General features: G+C 53.3%; 2 protein-coding genes. One reads left to right on the forward strand and one right to left on the reverse strand.

Going from position 1 to position 3,697, the window contains the following annotated elements; translation table 11 throughout:
* The first annotated feature begins 286 nt into the window (after window positions 1-286).
* On the forward strand, window positions 287-3,217 hold the full coding sequence (locus tag K0F88_RS31880) for a DEAD/DEAH box helicase (RefSeq protein ID WP_219097860.1): 2,931 nt from the start codon (window positions 287-289) through the stop codon (window positions 3,215-3,217).
* Here the strand turns inward: K0F88_RS31880 and K0F88_RS31885 are convergent.
* Window positions 3,214-3,405, reverse strand: coding sequence for a hypothetical protein (locus tag K0F88_RS31885; RefSeq protein WP_219097861.1), 192 nt, complete (start codon window positions 3,403-3,405; stop codon window positions 3,214-3,216). The two genes, K0F88_RS31880 and K0F88_RS31885, sit on opposite strands and share 4 nt — an antisense overlap.
* Window positions 3,406-3,697: the final 292 nt, after the last annotated feature.

The raw sequence follows: 3,697 nt of genomic DNA on the forward strand, positions 1-3,697 counted from the left end.
GCGGATGAATAATATGGTGGATTTGATTCGCCCTAGGTTTCCAGGCACTTTTAACGTCTTCATTTGGCCGACTGCTGTCTGTCACGAATGGCAGCTAATGGCCCGATAGCCGACGCCCACGTACGACAGCTTTCGGCAAAAGCGGGCACGACAGTTCGGCCATCCTGCGTGGGGCTCGACTCGTTTTGTCCGTATCTCTAAGCGGTTAAGGTCATGGAAAAAATAGGGGCGTGCTACCATATCGCCATCTTTTCCCAAGAAGTTTTTCTGCCTCTAGGTATTCGCCATGGACGATGTAGTCATAACGTATTTGGATGTGTACCAGAGCTGGCAAAACCATCTCTTCAATTTCAGTATCGACGATCCCAAGACGAACGCACCCGGGCTGCGCAAGCCGCAACTGGCTGCGCTTTACGCCACCTTGGGGCACCTGGTGGTTGATCCTTCTTCGACCGCCACAGTGGTCATGCCGACCGGTACAGGGAAGACTGACACCATGCTCGCACTAATCATCGCTGCGAGGATGGCCAGAACCTTGATCCTGGTTCCCTCGGATGCCCTCAGAACACAGTTGGTGGGCAAGTGCACGGAGATGAAGACACTCCGCACCGTGGGGGCGGTATCGGACATAGCGCGCAACCCCATTGTTGCAGCCATCGATTCGAAGCTGTCTCAGGCGCAGGTTGCAAAATTAGCTACTGCCAACATCATTGTGGCCACCCCCCAGGCCCTACTGCTATTCGAAGACGCTGCCTTGGGGGCGCTGGTGAACATGTGCAGCCACCTGATGATCGATGAGGCTCACCATGTGGTGGCAGCGAGTTGGAACCGAATCAAAACCGCCTTCAGCGGCAAACCTTGTATTCAGTTCACAGCGACGCCATTCCGGGAGGATGGTCTGGCTCTGGCCGGCAAGATCATCTACAACTACCCGCTCCGGGATGCGCAGCTTGATGGCTATTTCAAAGGCATCGAGTTCCATCCGGTACGAGAATACAACCTCAAGCTGTCTGACCAGGCCATCGCAGACAAGGCTGTTGAGCTGCTCCGGGCTGACCTCAAGGCTGGGTACAACCATTTGATGATGGTGCGAGCCAAGTCGCACAAGCGGGCGACAGACCTGTTTGAGATTTATAAGCAGCACGTCGACCTAACGCCAGTCCTGATTCACAGCAAGGTGCCGAACCAAGCCAGAGTGATGGCGGAGATCGTCGAGAAGAAGCACCGGATCATCGTCTGCGTCGACATGCTTGGGGAAGGCTTCGATCTGCCTGAGCTCAAAATCGCCGCAATTCATGATCAACATCAAAGCCCCGCGGTGACGCTCCAGTTCATTGGTCGGTTGACGAGGGTTGATGCCGCCCTTGGTGATGCCAAGTTCGTGGCGAACATCGCTAATCAGAAAACCGACCACCAGATGGCAGAACTCTACAAGGAGAGTGCTGACTGGGGTGCAGTCATTCGCAACGTGAGCGAGCAAAAGGTAGGTCGGGAAATTGAGAGGGCTGACTTCAACGAGCAGTTTGCTGACGGTGACGATGCCCAAGTGATTTTTGGGCTGAACCCGAACCCCAAAATCAGCGCCGTGGCGTATCACGTCTCCTCTAAAGACTGGACACCACAGCGTGCGCAGGGTCTGGATGGACGCAGGGAAACACTGCAGTACATCTCGATCAATGATCAGGCCGATACCGTCATTGCCGTGACTCGGCGAGAGACTATGGTTGGGTGGGCTCAAACCGAAGAAATCGTCGATACCAATTGGAATCTGTACATTGCTTTCTATAACAAGGCGCAGAAAACCCTGTTCATTCACACCTCAGGTGACGATACCCAGGCAACTCGCTTTCTCAACCTGGTAGCCAAAGACCCTCGTCGCATCAATGGTGAGCCGACCTTCCGTGCGCTCCACGACATCAAGCTGATGAAGCTGCAGAACGTTGGCCTGTCCCGCGCCCGGAAAGACCTGCGATTCACGATGCACGTGGGGCGCGATATCAACCAGGTGATTAGCGACATCGAGAAAGGCAATGCGACAAAGTCCAACATCTTCGCCACCGGTTTTGAGGATGGAGAACGAACCACTGTGGGCTGCTCGCACAAGGGCAAGATTTGGGAGATGAACTCCTCTCCAATCAACTACTGGGTCGAGTGGTGCAAGCGCATGTCGGTCAAACTCAACGACAACACCATCGACCCTGCTGACGTACTCAAAAATGTCATGCGTGTTGACCAAATCAAGGACAGATGGCCAGAAGGCCTGTTCTACGCCGACTGGCCTCTGTCGATCGCGATCGAAAACGAGCAAAGGATCTCGCTATATTTTCAGGGAGAGACTTTCAACCTTCTCGACGTCGAGCTTGGTAAGCCTGAGTACAGTGGAGTGCGGACGCTGGAGATCCCCGTCCTTGTCGTGGGTAACGATGGCGAAGAACGTCGCCTCACTACCATCGCCATCAAGTTGTTGGAGGACGGATACAAGACCTCCTGCCCAGGTGTGAAGATCCTTTACCCCCACGAAATGCCACTGGACTCCTACCTGGATGCAGAGCCGCTTGTTTTGCTCAAGGTCGACGGTTCCATGGTGCAAGGCAACTACCGTCAGTACTCGCTCAACAGCATGGACGTAAAACTGCCTGCCGGTTTGCTCGAACCCTGGGATTGGGGAACGACGAAAATCCATCAAGAGTCCATGCGTGCAGACCGACGTAAGGACTCAGTACAAGGCTTCACCTTTGACAAGATCGCTGATGACTACTCCATAGTCTTCAACGATGACGGCAAAGGCGAAATTGCTGATCTCGTGGCAATTCGGGAAAACAAGGACGCCATTTACGTCGACCTTTACCATTGCAAATTCTGCCCCGTGACGGACGCCCCCGGGGCCCGCGTCGCCGACGTCTATGAAGTATGCGGTCAGGCGTCGAGATCGGTGAAATGGCTGTACACGGACGATAAGTTCTTCAACCGACTGATGGATCGTTACCAGCAATCACTGCTGAAGGACTTCGACAGAATCCTGAAGGGCACGCCTCAGCAGTTGGAGATACTGCGCAACAAATGCCACGACCATGAGCTGATCTTCAAATTTGTGATCGTCCAACCCGCGATATCAGCGAAGAAGGTGTCGAAGGAACAGTTGGCCGTCTTGGGAACGAGCTACTCATACATCAAGAGTATCTCGGGCTCGGACATCAAGGTCATTGTCAGCCCTTAATTAAATTGCACCAGCGGAATCGCAGCTGATTTCGCTGATGTCATGCTGTTATCTGCGGTTCCGATACTGACTTCGCTTTTGCCATCACGAGCTTGTGACAGCCTGAAGCGTCCTAAATTTCCAAGGTGCTCGATGACAGCTTCTGGCCGTTCTCTTCCGGTCATGTCTCCACAAGTCTTGCTGGTCAAATACGGTGCACATGACTGGTCAGGTCGAAAGCAAATGGGGGGCAACCTCGTGCAATTACCCAACTGTGATCTGAATATGGCCGAGAGCAAAATCCTCATGCTCTGAGGAATCCATTCAAAGCATCTGGTCAAGTCCCATGCAAACAGCTGGTCAGGTCCAATGCAAATGGGTGGTCATATGCAACGCAAACGGGTGGTCAAGTAGGGTGCAATTTCCCAACCCAAAGCAACCCTAGATGTATGTTTGTTGTCGCCAAATGTTATTGGCATTCATGGAGGATTCTGACTGATG

The sequence above is a fragment of the Pseudomonas sp. UMAB-40 genome, from assembly GCF_900095275.1.
Taxonomy (GTDB): domain Bacteria; phylum Pseudomonadota; class Gammaproteobacteria; order Pseudomonadales; family Pseudomonadaceae; genus Aquipseudomonas; species Aquipseudomonas mandelii_B.

What these genes read in the sequence shown, in the direction of transcription:
- K0F88_RS31880 (WP_219097860.1), top strand. Translation starts at nt 287, where the DNA reads ATGGACGATGTAGTCATAACGTATTTGGATGTGTACCAGAGCTGGCAA.